We start from the raw sequence: 16,371 nt of genomic DNA on the forward strand, positions 1-16,371 counted from the left end.
ACGCCGCCGCCGGTTCCGCCCTGCGCGGGATCAACGGTGGTCCGCCCCCACCGCCTCGGCGACCGACCGGAAGCCGTCGCGGCGCAGCAGCTCCGCCAGTTCGCGGCGGATGCGGTGGACCACCGCCGGCCCGGCATAGACCATCGCCGAATAGAGCTGAACCAGCGAGGCGCCGGCCCGGATCTTGGCATAGGCGTCCTCGCCCGTCGCCACGCCGCCCACCCCGACGATCGGCAGCTTGCCACCGGTCAGCGCATAGATCTCGCGCAGGACGGAGGTGGACGGTTCGAACAGCGGGGCGCCGGACAGGCCGCCGGCCTCGCTGCGCATCGCCGCCGGGATGCCGTCGGGCCGGGCGATGGTGGTGTTGGAGACGATCAGCCCGTCGATGCCGGAGTCCAGCGCCACCGCAGCGATGTCGCTCTTGTCCTCCACCGTCAGGTCGGGCGCGATCTTCAGCAGCAGCGGCGGATTGCGGGTCAGGCCGCAGGCCGCCCGCGCCTCCAGCACCCGTTCCAGCAGGGCGCGCAGCGGATCGCGGCCCTGCAGAGCGCGCAGGCCCGGCGTGTTGGGGGAGGAGACGTTGACGACCAGATAGTCGGCCAGCGGCGCCAGCCGGCGCACGCCGATCACGTAATCGTCGGCGGCGTCCGCTGTGTCCTTGTTCTTGCCCAGGTTGGCGCCGACGATGCCGGGCGCACGCCTGGACGCCGCGCGGCGACGCTCCAGCCGCTGGGCGAAGGCTTCCAGCCCCTCGTTGTTGAAGCCCATGCGGTTGATGACCGCCCGCTGCTCCACCAGCCGGAACAGGCGGGGGCGCGGATTGCCGGGCTGCGGGCGCGGGGTGACGCTGCCGGGCTCGACGAAGCCGAAGCCGAGGTTCAGCATGGCGTCCACCACCTCGGCATTCTTGTCGAAGCCGGCGGCCAGCCCGACCGGGTTGGCGAAGTCCAGCCCCCAGACGCGGGTGTGCAGCGCCGGTTCGTCCTTGCCACGGGCCGGCGGGACCAGCCCGGTCTTCAGCGCCTTGATGGTCAGGCCATGAGCGGTCTCGGGGTCGAAGCGGAACAGCAGCGGCCCGGCAAGCGGATAGAGGTCGATCACGGAACGAGGTCCTGGAGGGTGAAGGGAAAGCCGGCCGGGAAGACGTGGCGCCCGTCCGGCCCCAGCGGCAGCGGGTCGACCCGCAGCACGGCATCCACCGGCAGCAGTCCGTAAAGGTGGGGGAACAGCTGTCCGCCGCGCGACGGCTCCCAGCGCAGGGCGGCGCCCAGCCGGTCGGCATCCACCGTCAGCAGCAGCAGGCCGTCCTGGCCGGCACGGTGCTTGGCGGCGCTCTCCACCACCTGACCGGCGGTGGAGAAATGGATGAAGCCGTCCTGGACATCCTGCGACGAACCCGGGTAGCTGCCGGCCGGGCGGGCGGCGTCCCACTCGTCCGCACGGCACATGTGGTGGATGATTCGGTCGGTCATGATGGTCGGACACTATCCTAAGGCGCGGCTACCGGCCAGACACATCAAAGCCGCAGGGTCCTGGCCACAACGCAAGATCGACTCCCGAATGCAATTCCGCACGCGTCGCGCGTTGCATTTTGCAAAGCACACTCGAAACTATTCGGCATTTTGCGGGTATTTTTGAGTTTCCACGGCTTTCGTTCCTGCCGAAACGGCGGGCCGTCCCGCGCAACCCCTGCGATTCCAGGCTCCGGAGCCACCTATACGGGTTGGCACCGCTTTTGCTGTGACGGAAACAAGCCAACGGAGGACCCGCCATGAACGCGATTTCCATGAGCCTGATGAAGAAGACCCACTCCTGCGACACGGACCTGGGCGCCTCGGTCACCGCCATGGGCGCGCTGTGCGAGCCGGGTCAGACCGCGGTCCCGCTGAAGCCGAGCGCCACCATGCTGGCGGCCGGCGCGCGGGCCGGCGGCGTGTCGGTCGAGGTTGCCTGGAAGATCTACCAGGCGATGATCCACCACGCCGACTGAGCCGCCCCGCCCGTCACGGCCGTCAGCGGTCAGCGCCGTCCGCCCTCGAACGGCATGAAGCCCGAATCGAGCTTGGTCTCGATCCGCAGCAGATGGTCGGTCAGGCGCTGCTCGACGTCCTTGAGGGTCGCGAAGGAGACATAGGTCTTCGCGACCTCCAGCTTGTATGCGGCAAGGCTCTCGCGCACCTGCGCCTGGGCCTCCTCCGCCCGGGCGCGCAGATCGTCCAGCGCGCTGTCGGCATCCTTGCGCACCCGCGCGATCAGCCAGAACAGCCCGCCCATCGCCGGCAGTTCGACCGCAGTGATCCACCAGGCGAGATCCAGGCCCGTGGTCAGGGTATCGTGCATCGGGGTCTCCTTATCGCAGGTTGGTGAAACGACTCAAAGCTCCCAATCCGACGGCGCCACCACCGTGCCGGTACCCCGCCAGTCGGGGCGGCGTTCGGGGCGGGCCGCCGGCTCTTCGAAGCGGAAGGGTTCGGCGCCGAGGCAGCCGGCCACCGCGTCCAGACCGTCGTCAGGCCCGCGATAGCGGCCATCAGGGCGCCAGTCGCGCATTTCCCGGATCAGCGGCGTTTCCCACACCGACCGGTGAGCCAGCAGGCGGCGGTCGGCCATCAGGGCGTCGAAGGCCTCCATGATGCGCTCGGCCTTGGGCTTGCGGCTGGTATGCTCGACCACGCCGACGGCCAGCCGGTCATGGCGCAGCCGTTTGCGCAGGATGCCGGGCAGGAAGCGGCCGATGCCGTTGATCTCGATGTGGATCGACGACAGGTGGTTGTCGGCGAGAAAGCGGGAGATCTGCCCGCATTGCTGGTCGGCCTCCGTCTCTTCCGACCGGGGATCGACCGCCAGATACCGCACCCGGTGCAGGTAGAAGCGGTTGTCGGCGCCGCCGAAGACCACGGCGACGACGCTGCCGTCGCCCCCCTTGGTCTTGCCGTCCGCCGCCAGCCGGGCGAAGGCCGGATCCCACCAGCAGGAGGCGGAGACCATCCGCACCCCGTCCAGCGTCAGCACCGCGCGGCCCAAAGCCTCGCGGTACACCAGTTCCGCGTCGTAGCGGCCGAGCTTTTCGACATCCAGCATACCGTCGGCGGCGCTGACCGGGCGCAGCAGCATCTGGCTGGTGAACTTGTTGGGGCCGGTCGATTTGCGGATGCGGGCGACATGCGCCTCGCCGAAGCGCTCCTTCCAGGTGTAGCTGCGGCGGCCGTCGGCATCCTCGGTATAGACCGGCAGGACCAGCCGCTCGAACCCGTCCAGGAAGGGCGGGCTGCCGTCGTCGGTCTCCTCGGCATAGAGGCTGTCCTGCGCATGCGGCGTGCCGACATAGAGCTGCGCCCCGCCCGGCACCAGCACATATTCCAGTTCCGACAGGCGCTCGCGCAGCGCCGCGCGCTTCACCGCCGTGTCGGCGTTGCGCGGCACCTCCACATCGTCGCAGATCACCACGTCGGCGCGGCTGCCGGTGATGTTGCCGCCGATGCCGGCCGCCGCCATCGACGGGTCGCGCAGTTCCATCGGCCGCACCACCGTGAACTGGTCGGCCGCCCACTGGTCGCGCTCCTGGCCGGCGGCTTCAGGTGGGCGCAGCCGGGATGGCGTTCCAGGATGCGCTTGACGTTGCGCACCATCTTCATCGCCAGCCGCATGTCGGCGGCCAGAACCAGCAGCCGGCGGTTGGGATCGCGCAGCAGAAGCCAGGCCGCGAACAGCCCGACCAGCGTCGATTTGCCCGACCCGCGGAAGGCCATCAGCAACATGCGCCGGTTCTGCCCGGCCATGCAGTCCTCCAGCCAGCGCGCCATCCGCGCATGGTGGGCGGGGGTCTTCAGCTCCACCATGTCGTTCCAGCCCTTAACGAAGGCGCGAAAGCTGTCGTCCTTCGCCGCCGTCATGGATTGCGCCCCAGGATGTGCCAGCCGGCGCCGTTGGACATCACCGTCACCGCATGGCCCTGCGCGGCCAGCGCGATGGCCTCGCTGTCCGGCCCGCCGCCGCCGGCCTGGGTGACGGTGACGCGGTTGCCGCCGGTGTCGGATTTCTTGATGGTCACAGTCCGTCCCACCGCATGCGGGGCCGACGGCGCCGGCAGCCGCACCTCCACCGCTCCGTTCCAGGCGCTGACCAGATAGAGCTGCTGGTTCAGGTCCGGCTCGAACAGGCCGGGGGTGTCGTGATAGTGGGCGTTGCCGGGCTGGCTGTTGCCGGCGACGATCCACCAGCCGGCCCCGTTCGACACCAGCGTCGCGAAGTCGTAACGGTTGCCGAGCGACAGCACCCGCCCATCCGGCCCCGGCCCGCCGGTCTCCGTCACCGTCAGCCGGTTGGTCGAGGCATCGGTGCGCTTGATCGTCAGCGCATGGCCGTTGGCGGCCTCGGCCTTGGGTAGACGCAACTCCACCGGCCCGCCATAGGCGCTGACCAGATAGACCGAACTCGTCAGGTCGAGCGCCACCACCCCGCCATTGACCGGCTCCACATAGTCGGTGTCGTAGCGCAGGGCCTCCACCACCAGTTCGGTGATGCGGCTGCGCTGAAGCCGGTTCTTCTCCGGATAGCCGGCATTGACCGCCGTGTACTGCCCGCCCGACCGGTCGAGGATCGCCGGCCCGGCGGCGGCGGAGAACAGGTTGACGACCGCCGTCTCCACCGACCCGGCATCCAGTTGCAGGTTCGGCAGCGCGCCCAGCGACTCGGCGTAGAAATTGACGATCAGCGTCTTGTCGGTCACGGCGCCGACGCGGAAGCAGGCCTCCGCCTGCGGCCACAGGTTGGCCTCGCAGTCGAAGAAGGCGTTGTTGTAGCGCCCCTGCTCCACGAAGAATCCGCAGCCGGTCATCGGCGCCGACAGCGAATAGACCCGCACGGCGTGGAAGCGGTTGGCGTTCGGCGTGTCGCCCGCCCCCGTCCGCGTCAGCCACACCCCATGCCGCGACGGCCGCGCCACCAGCACGCGGGCGATGTTGTTCCAATAGCAAGGCCGGTCAGGGTCGATGTAGCCGTCGAAAAGCAGCCCCACCTCCGGCTCCCACAGCGTCAGGTCGGTCAGGCTGTTCTGCACGCAAGGGCCGTCGCGCCCGAACAGCCGCACCCCCGCCCACCCCTGTTCCAGCCGCAGGCCCGACAGGGTGGCGTAGCCGTCCGGCAGATGGATCAGGTCGAAGCCGTTGGACGCCCCACGGATCACCGACGCCTGCCCCGCCCCGTACAGCGTCTGCCCGTGGCCGAGCGTCAGCGTGTTGGCGATGCGGTAGGTCCCCGGCGGCACGAACACCGCGCGGGCGGAGGTCAGCGCCGCCTGCAGGGCCAGCGTGTCGTCGATCAGCCCGTCACCGGCCGCGCCGAAATCCTTCACGGAAACGAGATCGGCCAGCTTGTCGCGCACCGGCCGGGCGGTGGCCCCCGCGCCCGGCGGCACATAGGTCGCCAGCGCCTCCTCGTCCACCGGTGGGCGGATCGTGGGGTTGCCGGCGCTGTCGAAGGCCAGCAGCTTGCCCCGGCGCAAGTCCCGCTCCGGTAGCAGGGGAGAGGCCGGCAGGTCGCTGTCGGCATAGCGCAGCATCAGTTCCTGGTCGCCCGCCACCTGCTGGAGCGCCGCGGTCAGCCGGTCCAGTTCGCCGTTGAGGGCGGCGGCCGGCAACGGCCCGCTCTCGCCGAAATCGCTGCGCCGCTCGATGGGCAGGCGGCGGCGCAGCAGCACCATGGTGCCCTCCGCCGGCGCCGCGGCGAAAGTCACAGTCCCGCCCGCAGTGGCGCCGGCCCCGCTGACCGCAAACCCGGTGCTCTGGAGTGCGGCGCCCAGAAAGACCTGCAGATCCTCGTCGGCGAAGATCGGGAACGGGTAGGTGAAGACCCGCTGCATGCCGTCGGCGAGATACTGCACGCGCGGGGTTCCGCGCGGGATGAGAAGCGACGTGGACATCGGGGGTCTCCGGAACAGCAGCAGACGGCGTGCTCAAAGAACTTGCTCATGTATTCCAGCCGCTGACGGTCGGCGAGTTGCGACAACTCCAGCAGGTTGCGGCGTCTGGCCTCGTCCAGGCTCTGCTGGATGGCGGCGCGCTTCAGCTGGTCGGTCGCCTGGGCGTCCTTTCGTTCGGTCTCGCTGGAGTTGGTCAGCCCCAGCAGGATCGCCTCGCCCGAACCATCCTGCGCGGTGACGCCGCGCGCGCCCAGCCCGGCGCGCGTCTTGCTGACCGCCTGACGCAGGGCGGCCAGCCGCCGCTGTTCGGCCGCATCCGCCGCGGCGGTCAACTGGGCCAGCTGGGTCTGCGCGTCGCTTTCCTTGGTGCGGACCGCCTGCTCCTGGCTGGCGCGCAGCTGCGCCAGGGTCTGTTCCTGGGAGGCGCGGAAATCGTCCATTTCCTTGGTCCGCGCCGCCGCGGCGGCAGCGGCGGCGGCCTCGTCCCGCTGGCGCTGAAGCTCCTGCTCCTGTTGACGCAACTCGGCGTCATGCGCCCATTGACGGGCCTGCGCCTCCGCCTGCAGTTGGGCCTGATGCTGGCGGGCGGCGGCGGCGGCCTGGGCCGAGCGTTCGGCCGCCGCCGCCTCCTCACGGTACTTCTGCTCCAGCGCCGCCTGGGCCGCTGCGGCCTGCGCGGCATCCTGCTGGCGCTTGTATTCAAGCTCGGCAGCGGCTTGTTGGGCTGCGGCCTGCTGTGCGGCGGCACCGGACTGGCCGGCATTGGCGCTGCGCACGGTGCCGATGACCGAGTTCGCCAGCGGCAACGCCGTGGTCACGAGGGGAGCGATTCCACCCATCAGTCGTTCACCTTCAATTCCATGGTCACGGAAAGCAGCGTGAAAGGCAGCGGCGCATCCTGTTCGATGCGCCACAGAGGGACGTCGGTGTCGTGGCGCCAACCGAGCGCCCGCAGCCGGCGGTCGCCGGACACCCGCGGCGGCACTCCGCCGGCCGGTTGCGGCCCCAGCCGGTGAAGCGGAAGTTCCTGCAACCCGCGCCCCAGATCGACGCGCAGCGCCGCCGTCTCCTCCAGCCGGAAGGTGACGGCGACCAGCCGGACGATGTCGGCCCCGGTCGCCTGCCCCAGCAGGTTGGGCGGCAGCGGCTCGATCCGGTGGGTATAGGGCAGCCCGATCTCCACCCGGCGCGCCGGCGGGTCGAGCGTGACGCTGCCGGCCTGGACCGTGGCCGGGTTGCGCACCACCCCGTCGGCGACGACGGCGACCGTCCGCCCTTCCAGATGCGCCAGCCCGTCCCACACCGCCGTTGCGTCTACCCGCTCGCCGGTGACCGCCGCGTCGAGGTTCAGCGCGTCGTCGAACCGCTCCACGGTCCACACGCCCTGCCGCTCGACCAGCGTGTAGACCTCGTCCCCCACCGCGGCGACGGAGCGCACCGCCCCGGCGGTCTCCAACAGGGTCCAGGCGGTGACATTCTCCGCCCGGTAGGCGGTGAGCGCCCCCAGAGTGCCGTCCTCCATCGCCACGAACAGCAGCCGGCGGTTCTGGTCGTAATCCTGGTCGCGCGGGCTGGACACCAGATGGCGGGCCAGCAGGGCGAGGTCGTTGGCCTGATAGGCAGCCTCGGTGTCGGTGTAGAGGAACTCGCGGATTTCGCGCCGATTGCGCGGCACGAACAGCGTCGCCCCCTCCACGTCGCGCGGCGGGATGGCACGGTCCATCGGCGAGCCGATGCGGGTCTGCCGGTTGACCTGCATGCTCTGCGGGGTCAGCGGGTCGCCGGTCACCATATATTCGGCGCCCGACGTGAAGACCTGCAGATGCCGGCCGGAGAAGACGGCGCGCACCGCGTTCACCTGATCGGACAGGATGCCGAACTCGATGGCCTGATCGTCCAGCCCCTCGCCCAGGTCGAAGTTCCAGATCTGGGCGGAGCGCGACAGCCACAGCCGGTTGGGCAGGTCGCGCGACCCGCCGATCACCAGCCGGTCCTGGTGAAAGGCCGCCGACACCGGCCAGCCGCGCAAGGGAGAGAAGGCCTGCTCCTCCCACTGCGTCGTCGGCTGGGTATCGGCCAGCGTTTCCTTCACCGTGGCGTTGACCTGGGTGGCCGACACCACGCCGGTCACCTGCAGCTGCCGGCCCTTGATGCGGATGCGGGTGCCGTCATGGCGCGGGTCGAACACCGGAGCCGACGCGGTGACGCTGACCGCTCCGCTCGTGCCGGACGGCGTCAGCGTCGCCGCCGGGTCGCCGAAGCGGTGGAAGGGTATGCGCAGCAGTTCCCCTTCCACCGCGAAGGCCCATTCGGCCAGGGTCCAAGTTCCGTCGTCGCCGCGCGTCAGCTTGCGCGGCGGCAGGTCGGGATGGCAGACCAGCAGCGTGTCGGCGCTCTGCGTCCAGGTGATCTGCGCCAGTTGCGTCAACGTCCAGGGCGCGGCAACCGACGCCAGCCTCGCCCCGCCCTGAAACACGTCGATCCAGCGGTCGGTGAAGACCAGCAGATAGGTCTGCTCGGCGTTGCGCTCGAAGGCCACCAGCCGCCCGTCGCCGCGGGCCAGCGCGGTGAATGCGAGGCCCGACCGCCGCGTCACCCCGCCGGTGGGGTCGATGAACAGGTTGCGTAGGGCCAGCGCGCCGTTGTCGTAAGCCTTGAGGTCGCCGCGCCCCAGCAGGCGGCGCGACACCTCGCCGGCGGTGAAGTTGGTCTTGACCTGATGCAGCCGTCCCATCACGCCCTCCCCTTCATGCTCTCGCCCCCCTCATGCCCGCGCATCGATCAGGGTGAAGTCCTCGAAGCCGGGCTGGCTGTCCTGCTGGGCGTCGATCTGGCGGGCGCGGCGGAACTCGCTTTCGGCCAGCTGGGCCAGCAGCTCCGCCCGCGTCGAGCTTTCGGTCAGCGGCAGGCAGAACTCGGCGGCCAGCCGGGCGATCAGCGCCTGGTCGAAGAAGGCCGGGAAATCCTCCTCCGCCGGACGCCCGATGTAGGACAGGGTGACGGCGCCGGCATCGCACAGCAGGGTGCGGCCATGGATGCGGTAGGACAGGCCGCGCCCCCGCCCGCCGCCGCCGGCCGCCAGCGCCCGCAGGAAATCGGCCGGCAGCTGGAAGGCGCTGGCGTAATCGGCGACCGGCGGCTCGGCCAGCCGCGGCAGTGCCGCCTGCCTGCTGGCGAAGCTCCAGGCATTGGCCGACAGCAGCGCGTCGCGCGTCGGGCCATAGAGGGCGGCGGCCACCTCCGCCTCGGCGGATCCGTCTTCGAAGGAGGCGATGGCGGTGGCGCCGAGCTTGATCAGCGCACGGCCGCACAGGCCGATGGCGGTCAGGGCCATATGCAGGTCTCCGGTTTCGGGATTTCGGGAAGGCGCCGGCACCGCGACACCTTCCCCTCGGCGGATCAGTCGCTGTTGGCGGTGCCGAACGGCGTCAGGTTGGCGACATCCACCGCCCCGTTGGCGCTGGCCGCCACCACCAGCACTCCGGTCGCCGGCGTGGCGCTGCCGACCGCGCAGTTCGCCAGCAGCATGTCGCCCACCCGCAGCAAGTCGGCCGCCCCGTTGAAGTAGCCGGCGGTGTCGACGTCGGTCGCCGCATCGGGCGTGGTGTAGTGCCAGAGCGTGAAGCCGTTCGCATAGGCGAGCACGCTCAAATCCTTGGACGCATAGGCCATGGATCGAAGACTCCGGATTTTCTGGGGGAAAAATGCCCTCTCCCGCCCCGGAAGAGGGAAACTCACACCCGCTCAGCTCTCCAGGCAGCGCAGGGTGACGACGCCCGTGGTGTCGATCAGCGCGGCGCCCTGGCTCATCATGTTGTTGACGAAATGCGCCGCCCGGTCGCCGTGCCAGGTGATGTCGGTCTTCACGTCGGCGCCCGCCGCGTGGCCGACCGCCGTCTTGTGATACCAGTGGCAGAGTCGGACATTGCCGCTCAGCGTCAGGCCGGAATGCGGCAGCCACAGCGTGCCGAGCCAGCGCTTGGCCTGGGTGCCGCGCCAGGGCAGCTCGTCGGAGCCGACATAGTCGGCACTGGCGAACTCCTCGATGCCCAGCAGTTGGCTCCACTGCTTCCAGCCAACGACGGCATAGCGCTGGCCGTCGTCCGGCACGTCGGCGGCACCCATCATCTCGAAGGCGGTCAGGATCTTGGCCTTGGTCAGCCCGTCGGTGGCGTTGCCGGCGTAATTGACCGACTTGTTCAGCTCGGCGATCAGCAGCTCGTCGGTCTTGCGGCCCAGCGCATAGGCGCCGGCATTGGCGATGATCTGGCGCTCGTCGATGTTGGTCTTCAGCTCGTCCAGCCGGTCGACCCAGTCGCCGGCATAGAAATCGTACAGCGCGCATTCCACCGGCGTGTGGTCCAGGTTCATCACCGGAACCGCGCCGTGCCGCGACTTGGTGGAGGCGGCGCCCTTGCCGACCTTCTGGAAGACGGTGGAGGCGCCCTGCACGTTGTTCTTGCTGCGCACCGTGTTGCGCAGCTTGGAGCCCATGCGCTGGTAAGCCTCGTGGACCTCGCGTTCGAACTGTTTGACGAACGCCTGGGCGATGGTGGTGGACATGGGTATGTTTTCCTTTCGCGTTCCTGCGGCTCCCGCGACGGCGCGGCGGGAGGGATCGTTCCGCCACCCGGTTGTCGGGACTGCGCGCAAGGCACAGGGCCGGCCGCGGGCGAAACGCGAAAACGAAAAGGGCCGGCCGGACGTTCGAGTGTCCGGCCGGCCCTTTTCGGACCGAAGCGAGGGGGAGCTTTGGTACTGTCCGGCGCTGCGGTCCGGGGGCGGACCCGTCGCCTTGACAGGACTGGTTCTAGGATTTTATGCGGGGACGGTCAAGGACTATTTTCATAATCGGCGTCGGGCTTCGAATGCCCCCACCCTAACCCTCCCCCGCTGGGCGGGGAGGGGACAAGCGCTGATGCGGGAAAGCGGCGGCAGTCCCTCCCCCGCCCAGCTCTCGCACAAAGCTATGCTTTGTGCTGACGCGGCAGGCGGACCGTAGGTCCGCTGAGAGCGGGGAGGTTAGGTGGGGGCATTCGAAGCCGACGCCAAACCACCCCCTCAATGCCGAACCGGCCCCGCCACCCAATGGCTGACGATGGTTTCCGCCTGAGCCGGCGGGATTTCCGGATGGTGGTAGCGGTAGACCGTCACCGCCGCCTCCAGCGCGTAGCGTTCCGGCTGGCCGCAGCGGCACAGGCCGGAGTAACAGCGCTGCACTGCGTCGCGGCAGGCAATGGCGTCGGCGATCGGCTGCTCCGCCTCGGAAAAACGGGGATCGGTCATGGACGCTCCTCCTCATCCAGGGGCACGCCGTAGATTTCCAGCCGGTGGCCGACGATCTTGTAGCCGAGTTCGTGGGCGATGCGCTCCTTCAGCGCCTCCAGCTCCGGGCTGGCGAACTCGATGATCCGCCCGGTGCGGGTGTCGATCAGGTGGTGATGGTGGTCGGCCGTCGCCTCCTCGTACCGTGCACGGCCGTCGCCCAGGTCGACGCGCTCGATTACCTGCGCGTCCTCCAGCAGCCGCATGGTGCGGTACACCGTGGCGATGGAGATGCGCGGGTCGATCTGCACGGCCCGGCGGTGCACCTCCTCCACATCGGGATGGTCGTCGGCCTCCGACAACACCTGGGAGATGACGCGGCGCTGCCCGGTCATCTTCAGCCCCTTCTCCATACACAACGCTTCCAGACGCGACGTCATCACCCAACCCTGGTCTTTGCTTCCCGAGACCCCCATCATACTGAAAACCGTTCGCAATCCCAGAGCGGTTTCGCAGCGGCGGAAAGTCGCTGAACCCGCCGGCGCCACCAACGGCCCGGCCAGAATGGAGGACCAACCCGCATGACCCGTGCCCACCCGCCCCGGATCGGGACCACGCAGGCCCTGCTGATCGCCGGCCTGTCGCTGTTGGCCGCCCCGGCCCTGGCCCAGCAGTCGGCCCCGGCTCCCGCCCCCGCCGCCCAGGCCGCCATCGCCGATGCCCAGGGCAAGCCGCTGGGGACCGTCACCTTCACCCGCTTCCCGCACGGCATTCTGGTCCACGGCCAGCTCGAAGGGCTGCCGCCGGGCTGGCACGGCATCCACATCCACGAAAACGGCGCCTGCACTCCCGATTTCAAGGCGGCCGGCAGCCATTTCGGCGCCCAGGGCTCCAAGCACGGGCTCGAGGCGCAGCACATGCATTACGGCGAACTTCCCAACATCTGGGCGAACGAGGCGGGCAAGGCCGGTTTCGAGGCGATCACCCATCAGGTCACCCTGACCGACGAACCGAACGGCCTGTTCAAGCAGGGCGGCACCTCCATCGTCGTCCATGCCCAGCCCGACGATTACATCAGCCAGCCCGCCGGCAACTCCGGCGACCGCATCGCCTGCGGCGTCATCAAGAAGCCGTAAGCACCTCCTGAACTGTTCCGGGGCGCGACCATTTGCCGCGGCATCGCGGCGCCGGTCCGCGCCCCTCCCTTCCGCAAACCGGCCGGCGCACCCCTGCCGCGCGCCGAGTTTGCTTGCCAAATCAAGCCACCGGCCCTATCTGTCCGGGGTCGGACGGCGCCCGGCGCCGCGCAAGCATGCGCAGGCACCTGATCGCCCGCCGCCCGACGGCTCCGCGCCAACCCGCCGCGGAGCGCGCAAGCCCGGCCGCTCCCTCCTGGCGCGGCCCCCATTCTGGTGACCAGGACCATCGCTTCCATGACCGAATTCTCCGGCCTCGGCCTGATCGAGCCTCTTCTGCGCGCCGTCGCGGAGGAGGGATACTCCACGGCCACGCCGATCCAGGCCGGCGCCATCCCGCTTCTGCTGGCCGGCCGCGACGTGCTGGGCCTCGCCCAGACCGGCACCGGCAAGACCGCCGCCTTCACGCTGCCGATCCTGCAGCGGCTGTTCCAGAACAAGAAGCGCGTGGCCGCCAAGTCGCCGCGCGCCCTGATCCTGACCCCGACGCGCGAGCTGGCGCTGCAGATCGGCGACAGCTTCACCACCTACGGCCGCCATCTGCCGATCCGCCGCACCGTCATCCACGGCGGCGTCGGCCAGAGCCCGCAGGTCTCCGCCATCGCCCGCGGGACGGAGGTGCTGATCGCCACCCCCGGCCGCCTGCTCGACCTGATGGCGCAGAACCACGTCAACCTCGGCGGCATCGAGCTGTTCGTGCTGGACGAGGCGGACCGCATGCTCGACATGGGCTTCATCCGCGACGTGCGGAAGGTGGTCGCGGTGCTGCCGAAGGAACGGCAGACCCTGCTGTTCTCCGCCACCATGCCCGACGCGGTGGCCGAGCTGGCCAACAGCATCCTGACCGACGCCGAGCGCATCGAGGTGACGCCGCAGTCGACCACGGTGGAGCGCATCAACCAGCGCGTCCTGTTCGTGGAGCGCGCCGACAAGCGTCGCCTGCTGGCCGACCTGCTGTCCGATTCCGCGATGGCCCGCACCATCGTCTTCGCCCGCACCAAGCACGGTGCCGACCGCATCGCCGACCACCTGAAGAAGGCCGGCATCGCCGCCGACGCCATCCATGGCGACAAGTCGCAGTCGGCCCGCGTGCGCGCGCTCGACAGCTTCCGCAACGGCGAGCTGCGGGCGCTGGTGGCGACCGACATCGCCGCCCGCGGCATCGACATCGACGGCATCAGCCACGTCATCAACTTCGACCTGCCGAACGAGCCGGAAAGCTACGTCCACCGCATCGGCCGCACCGCCCGCGCCGGCACCGACGGCAGTGCGGTGTCCTTCTGCGACCATGAAGAGGTCGGCTACCTGAAGGACATCGAGAAGACCATCCGCCAGCCGATCCCGGCCGACGCCACCCACCCCTACCATGCGGCGGAGGTGGCGCAGATCCACGCCTCCAGCAAGCCGCCGCCCCGCCCCAAGGCGCCGGGCAGCAACCGCAACCAGAACAACCGCAACCAGCAGCAGGCGCGTCCTGCCAACGCCGGTCCGAAGGCGGCTGTCCCCAAGGCGGCCCCCAAGGCGGCACAGCCGAAGCCAGCGGCCGCCAAGGCCCCGCAGAAGTCCGGCGCGCCGCGGCCGGATGCCGCCCGCAACGACCAGAACCGGCATGACCGCCGTCCGGCCCCGCATGCCGTGTCGCACGGCAACGCCCATGGCGGCGGCAAGCAAGCTCCGCGCGCGGCCGGCACCCCCGGCGGCAACACCCCGATGCGCCGCAAGCCCAGCGCCGCCTGACCGCGCGCCATCTGACCGCGTGGCCCGCAAATGAAAAGGCCCCGTCTCGCCGGAGACGGGGCCTTTTCCGTTCGGTAGCGCTGCCGTCAGCCCTGGGCTTCCGCCGCGAGCGCCGCCTGCACCGCCGGACGGGCGGCGACCCGCTCGGCGAATGCCACGAGGTTGGGCCAGGGCGACAGGTCGAAGCCGATGCGCGGCGCCCAGCTCAGCACCGTATAGGCATAGGCGTCGGCGACGGTGAAGCTGTCGCCGGTCAGATAGGCCTTGCCCTCCAGCTCCTGGTTCAGCAGCGCCAGCTTCGCGCCCAGCACCTTGGCGGCGAAGCCCTTGTAGGTCTCCGACACCACGTCCTTCAACATCGGGAACAGCGGGACGAAGCCCTTGTGCAGTTCCGACCCGATGAAGCTCAGCAGTTCCAGGACCCGGTAGCGCTCCATCGTGCCGGCCGGCGGGATCAGGCCGCTGTCCGGCGCCTTGTCGGCGATGTACTGGACGATCGCCGCCCCTTCGGTCAGGACCCCGCCCTCGTCCAGCGCCAGCGCCGGAACCTGTCCCTTCGGGCTCACCGCGCGGAAATCGCTGCCGTCGGGCAGGGTCTTGGCGACGAGATCGACCTTCACCAGTTCGAAGGGCAGCCCGGCCTCGCGCAGGACGATGTGCGGCGACAGCGAGCAGGCGCCCGGCTTGTAATAGAGCTTCATGTCTCCGGAACCCCGTTTTGGGTGTTGGTTGGACCAGAAGGGGTAGCGCAGTCCGCCGACCGCCGCCAGCCCCTCCGGACCCTTTCATGCCGCTCGGATCGAGGTGGCGAGCGATGCCACCTCGCTCTGCAGTTGGGCGGCACTCCGGCGCACCACGTCCAGCCGCCGCTCCATCGCCTCCGCCGCGGTGCCGGAGCCGTCGGCGACCGCACGCACCCCCTCCACCGTCGCCGCCAGATCGCGGGCTTCCTCCGCCGTGGTCTGGATCTGGCCGATGATCGACTGGGCGGCGATGCCCTGCTGCTCGATCGCCCCGGCGATGCCGAGGGTCACCTCGTTCATGCTGCCGATGGTGTCGACGATCTCGCCGATCGCCTGCGCTGTCCGCCGCGACGACGCCTGGATGTCCGCCACCTGCCGGGCGATGTCGTCGGTCGCCCTTGCGGTCTGGCTGGCCAGCTGCTTGACCTCGCCGGCGACGACGGCGAAACCCTTGCCGGCTTCCCCGGCCCGCGCCGCCTCGATTGTGGCGTTCAGCGCCAGCAGGTTGGTTTGGCTGGCGATGTCGCCGATCAGCCGCGTGATGTCCTCCACCTGGGCAGCGGTGCTTTCCAGCAGCGCGACGATCTCCCGCGTCGCCGCCGCCTGCCGGCTGGCGGTGGAAACGATCCCGGTGGCGCGGTCGAGCTGCCCGCGGATGACGCCGGTCGAGCCGGCAAGCTGATCCGCCGCCAGTGTCATGTCCTGTACCCGTTCCGCCGCCCCGCCGATGGAGCGCAGGGCGTCGCCCAACTGCACGCGCGTGCTTCCGATGGTCGTGGCGACCGCCCGGGATTCGCCGCTCAGCGCGTCGGATGCCGTCAGGATTTGGTCGGCCGAGGTGCCGATCACCGCCTGCAGCCTGCCGGCCACGTCGCTCAGGGTGCGCCGGCGCTCCTCGGCCGCCCGTTCCTCCAGGGCGCGCTGTTCGGCGGCGAGTTGCTCGGCATGGCGCCGGGCTTGCTCGGCAGTGCCCAGCGTCGCCTCCAGGCTGTTCAGCAGGCTCTGCCCCTTCCAGGCGACCGCGACCAAAACCGTCACCTCGATCAACACCGCAACTGCGTGGTAGAGCACCCGCACCAGGTTCCCGCCTTCCGGCAACAAGGCATAGGGCAGGGCGAAGTTCAGGATCAGGTGATGCCCGGCCACAGCCAGCGTTGCCATAACCAGCGCGCCGACGTCGATGAAGGCGATCAGCGCCGCCAGATTGGCGAAGAACAGGAAATGCAGGTCGACCTGCCATGGCTGCCCCTGCCCCACTGCAACAACCAGGGCGCTCTGAAGCATCAGCGCCACCGCCGAGAGGCTGCGCCGCGTGGCCCCGTTGCCTGAGAGCCGGCCCAGCGTGGCCCCGGCTGTGACCAGCAGCGCCAGGGCCGGAATGACCCAGCCCCGGTCCATCGTCCAGGAGAACAGGGCCAGGATCGGCACATAGCTCCACAGATAGGCGAGAATCGCCCGCTCGCTGGCGGCACGCAGGCGGTCGAGATTGTCCATGGGGATGCTCCGG

17 protein-coding genes are annotated in these 16,371 nt (G+C 69.9%); 3 read left to right on the forward strand and 14 right to left on the reverse strand.

Features of this window, described 5'->3' with window-relative positions; all coding sequences use genetic code 11:
- Positions 1-30: 30 nt before the first annotated feature.
- The gene (locus AB8P05_RS07120; protein WP_472757445.1) at positions 31-1,104 is read right to left on the reverse strand and encodes a quinone-dependent dihydroorotate dehydrogenase; all 1,074 of its coding nucleotides are present in this window, start codon (positions 1,102-1,104) and stop codon (positions 31-33) included.
- Positions 1,101-1,475 (reverse strand): DUF952 domain-containing protein, encoded by a 375-nt coding sequence (locus tag AB8P05_RS07125; protein ID WP_472757446.1) that lies wholly within the window; start codon positions 1,473-1,475, stop codon positions 1,101-1,103. The genes AB8P05_RS07120 and AB8P05_RS07125 overlap by 4 nt, the downstream gene beginning before the upstream one ends.
- Before the next feature lie 299 nt (positions 1,476-1,774).
- Between AB8P05_RS07125 and AB8P05_RS07130 the strand changes: the two genes are divergently transcribed.
- The gene (locus AB8P05_RS07130) at positions 1,775-1,993 is read left to right on the forward strand and encodes a hypothetical protein (RefSeq protein WP_455172534.1); all 219 of its coding nucleotides are present in this window, start codon (positions 1,775-1,777) and stop codon (positions 1,991-1,993) included.
- Positions 1,994-2,022: 29 nt separating this feature from the next.
- Here the strand turns inward: AB8P05_RS07130 and AB8P05_RS07135 are convergent, their stop codons facing one another.
- From AB8P05_RS07135 to AB8P05_RS07180, 10 genes are all read right to left on the reverse strand, one after another.
- Entirely contained in the window at positions 2,023-2,343 is a 321-nt protein-coding gene (locus AB8P05_RS07135) for a hypothetical protein (protein ID WP_455172535.1), read from the reverse strand.
- Positions 2,344-2,376: 33 nt separating this feature from the next.
- Positions 2,377-3,531: a phage terminase large subunit gene (terL, locus tag AB8P05_RS07140; protein WP_472757447.1), complete on the reverse strand. Its 1,155-nt coding sequence runs from the start codon at positions 3,529-3,531 to the stop codon at positions 2,377-2,379.
- On the reverse strand, positions 3,444-3,896 hold the full coding sequence (locus tag AB8P05_RS07145; RefSeq protein ID WP_472757448.1) for a hypothetical protein: 453 nt from the start codon (positions 3,894-3,896) through the stop codon (positions 3,444-3,446). Before AB8P05_RS07145 ends, terL begins: the two co-directional genes overlap by 88 nt.
- Complete coding sequence (locus AB8P05_RS07150) at positions 3,893-5,923, reverse strand: glycosyl hydrolase family 28-related protein (protein ID WP_472757449.1); 2,031 nt, start codon at positions 5,921-5,923, stop codon at positions 3,893-3,895. The genes AB8P05_RS07145 and AB8P05_RS07150 overlap by 4 nt, the downstream gene beginning before the upstream one ends.
- Positions 5,924-6,761: 838 nt before the next feature.
- Positions 6,762-8,657, reverse strand: a complete 1,896-nt coding sequence (locus tag AB8P05_RS07155; RefSeq protein ID WP_472757450.1) for a phage tail protein — start codon at positions 8,655-8,657, stop codon at positions 6,762-6,764.
- Between the two features lie 30 nt (positions 8,658-8,687).
- The gene (locus AB8P05_RS07160) at positions 8,688-9,257 is read right to left on the reverse strand and encodes a phage connector family protein (protein WP_472757451.1); all 570 of its coding nucleotides are present in this window, start codon (positions 9,255-9,257) and stop codon (positions 8,688-8,690) included.
- Between the two features lie 65 nt (positions 9,258-9,322).
- Entirely contained in the window at positions 9,323-9,595 is a 273-nt protein-coding gene (locus tag AB8P05_RS07165) for a hypothetical protein (RefSeq protein ID WP_472757452.1), read from the reverse strand.
- A gap of 72 nt (positions 9,596-9,667) precedes the next feature.
- Positions 9,668-10,486 (reverse strand): phage capsid protein, encoded by an 819-nt coding sequence (locus tag AB8P05_RS07170; RefSeq protein ID WP_472757453.1) that lies wholly within the window; start codon positions 10,484-10,486, stop codon positions 9,668-9,670.
- Positions 10,487-10,984: 498 nt separating this feature from the next.
- The gene (locus AB8P05_RS07175) at positions 10,985-11,209 is read right to left on the reverse strand and encodes a hypothetical protein (protein ID WP_149222390.1); all 225 of its coding nucleotides are present in this window, start codon (positions 11,207-11,209) and stop codon (positions 10,985-10,987) included.
- Positions 11,206-11,628: a Fur family transcriptional regulator gene (locus AB8P05_RS07180; protein WP_455172543.1), complete on the reverse strand. Its 423-nt coding sequence runs from the start codon at positions 11,626-11,628 to the stop codon at positions 11,206-11,208. The genes AB8P05_RS07175 and AB8P05_RS07180 overlap by 4 nt, the downstream gene beginning before the upstream one ends.
- Before the next feature lie 141 nt (positions 11,629-11,769).
- Between AB8P05_RS07180 and AB8P05_RS07185 the strand changes: the two genes are divergently transcribed.
- Both AB8P05_RS07185 and AB8P05_RS07190 read left to right on the forward strand, forming a co-directional pair.
- Positions 11,770-12,324: a superoxide dismutase family protein gene (locus AB8P05_RS07185; protein ID WP_472757454.1), complete on the forward strand. Its 555-nt coding sequence runs from the start codon at positions 11,770-11,772 to the stop codon at positions 12,322-12,324.
- A 297-nt stretch (positions 12,325-12,621) separates the two neighbouring features.
- Positions 12,622-14,121, forward strand: coding sequence for a DEAD/DEAH box helicase (locus AB8P05_RS07190; RefSeq protein WP_472757455.1), 1,500 nt, complete (start codon positions 12,622-12,624; stop codon positions 14,119-14,121).
- Positions 14,122-14,207: 86 nt separating this feature from the next.
- Here AB8P05_RS07190 and gstA read toward each other — a convergent pair whose 3' ends face one another.
- On the reverse strand, positions 14,208-14,822 hold the full coding sequence (gstA, locus tag AB8P05_RS07195) for a glutathione transferase GstA (protein ID WP_472757456.1): 615 nt from the start codon (positions 14,820-14,822) through the stop codon (positions 14,208-14,210).
- An 84-nt stretch (positions 14,823-14,906) separates the two neighbouring features.
- On the reverse strand, positions 14,907-16,358 hold the full coding sequence (locus AB8P05_RS07200) for a methyl-accepting chemotaxis protein (RefSeq protein ID WP_472757457.1): 1,452 nt from the start codon (positions 16,356-16,358) through the stop codon (positions 14,907-14,909).
- Positions 16,359-16,371: the final 13 nt, after the last annotated feature.

The sequence above is a fragment of the Azospirillum sp. VT-I1 genome (assembly GCF_055698305.1).